Source organism: Microbacterium psychrotolerans, assembly GCF_031085295.1.
In the GTDB taxonomy this organism is placed as follows: domain Bacteria; phylum Actinomycetota; class Actinomycetes; order Actinomycetales; family Microbacteriaceae; genus Microbacterium; species Microbacterium psychrotolerans.
In genome coordinates, this window is the sequence record NZ_JAVFWO010000003.1 from 720,012 (window position 1) to 722,055 (window position 2,044).

Annotated in this window: 2 protein-coding genes (both only partly in view); both read left to right on the top strand. The window is 65.9% G+C overall.

Features of this window, described 5'->3' with window-relative positions; all coding sequences use genetic code 11:
- Positions 1 to 1,390, top strand: the 3' portion of a protein-coding gene (locus tag Q9R08_RS12220; protein ID WP_308868302.1) for a rhamnan synthesis F family protein. 665 nt of this gene lie to the left of the window's left edge; 1,390 of the gene's 2,055 nt are visible here — the last part of the coding sequence; its start codon lies off the left edge, out of view; it ends in the stop codon at positions 1,388 to 1,390.
- A gap of 167 nt (positions 1,391 to 1,557) precedes the next feature.
- On the top strand, positions 1,558 to 2,044 hold the 5' end (the start) of the coding sequence (locus tag Q9R08_RS12225; RefSeq protein WP_470365358.1) for a rhamnan synthesis F family protein. 1,382 nt of this gene lie beyond the right edge of the window; the window shows 487 of its 1,869 coding nt (coding positions 1-487); the start codon lies at positions 1,558 to 1,560; its stop codon lies off the right edge, out of view.

Here is a 2,044-nt window from a genome sequence, read left to right on the forward strand (position 1 = left end):
GGTGCTCAAGCACGAGGCGATGTTCACGGAGCACTTCACGGAGCGTGGCTACACCGTCGACGTCGCCTACACCAGCGCCGACTACCCCACCGACCACCCGGCGCTGTTCAATCCTGATCTCCTGATGGACGACGGATGCCCCGTGCTCAAGCGTCGACCGTTCTTCCACTACCCGCCGTTCCTCGACCGTCATGCGGTCATCGGACGACAGAACCTGGTGCGCGTGGCCGAGCACGGCTACCCCGTCGACGTGATCCTGCAGAATCTCGCCCGCAACGTGGCGCCGAAGACGCTCAACGCCGACGCGGGAATGCTGGAGGTGCTTCCCGACGTCGACGTCTCGTACGATTCCGGGCGTCCGTTCCGCATCGCGGTGATGGTCCACGCTGGCTCCGCCGCCGCCGTTCTCCGCGTGCTCGGCGACGTGGCAGCGATCCCCGTGCCGTTCGACCTGTTCGTGTCGATCGTAGAACGCTCCGACCTGGTCGGCGTCGAGGACCTCGTGGCCGCTGCGGAGCTGCCGCTCGCGGGTCGTCGCGAGGTGCGTCTGACCCCTCCGCGTCGCGGACGTGACATGAGCGCGTTCTTCATCGGATGGCGCGACGTCCTGCGCGCCGGGGAACACGACCTGGTCATCAAAGTCCACGGGCGCACGCCGAGCAAGCGCAACCCGAACGCCGCGCAGTACTTCCGCCGGTACCAGCTCGGCAACCTGATTCCCGGCCCCGGCCACGTCGCCAACATCCTGGCTCTGTTCCAGCGCGAACAGGGCCTGGGAGTCGTCTTCCCGCCGCCGATGCACATCGGCTACGCGACACCCGGTCGCGGCTGGCATGCCTATCGCGACCGCGGCAAGGAGATCGCCGAACGGCTGGGAATCGAGGTGCCGTTCGACGGCATCTCCCCGCTGGCACCGCTGGGTGGCATGTGGATCGCGCGCACAGAAGCGCTGCGGCTGCTCATCGACACCGACTGGACGTATGACGACTTCATCAAGCCTCCCAGGGGCGGGGCGGAGCTGAGCAAGGTCCTCGAGCGGATGGTGCCGCTGGCCGCAGGAGAGCTGGGGTACCACACCCGCACGGTGCTCAGTCCCGAGCACGCGGCGATCAGCCATGTCTCGCTCGAGTACAAGGTCGATCAGCTGTCCTCGACGACACCGGGGTATCCCGTCGAGCAGATCCAATACCTGCATCGTGCCGGCTGGATGGGTGCGGGAGGAATGGTCGCCATCACCCGCATGTACATGCGGGTGAACCATCCGCGCACCATGCGGGTCCTCGATCCCGTGCTCTCACCGGCCGGAAGGATCGCGCGAGGTGTGATGCGCCGAGGTAAGGCGGTCGCGCGCAGGGTCCGCGGTATCCCGGAGACGAAGGTGGAGCAGTGACGGACGCAGTCGAGATCGCCAGCCGATCGGTGGCCGCACCGGGTGTTTTTCCTGTGGGTGGTCGTCGCCTTGTGGTGTACGTGGTGTTCGATCGTCGTGGGGATGTGGATGATTACATCCCGGTGGCGTTGGCGGGATTGCGGGAGCATGCCGCTCGGGTGCTGGTGGTGGTCAACGGAAAGTTGACCGATCAGGGCCGGGCGGCGTTGGAGCCGGTGTCGGATGAGATCCTGGTCCGCGACAACGAGGGTTTCGACATCTGGGCGCACAAGGTGGCGCTCGATCATGTGGGTGCCGGGTTGGCGGAGTTCGACGAGGTACTGCTGACCAATGACACGTGGTTCGGTCCGGTGCGTCCGTATGGTCCGGTGTTCGAGCGGATGGGCGAGCGTGCGGTCCACTTCTGGGGGATGACCGATCATGCCCGGGAGGAGCCGAATCCGTTCACGGGCAAGGGTGTGCTGCCGTATCACCTGCAGTCGTTCTGGATCGCGGTGCGGCGGGAGATGTTCCTGTCGCAGGAGTGGGCGTCGTATTGGCGTGACCTTCCGCAGATGCCGTCGTATTTCGATGCGGTGCTCAAGCACGAGGCGATGTTCACGGAGCACTTCACGGAGCGTGGCTACACCGTCGACGTCGCCTACACCAGCGCCA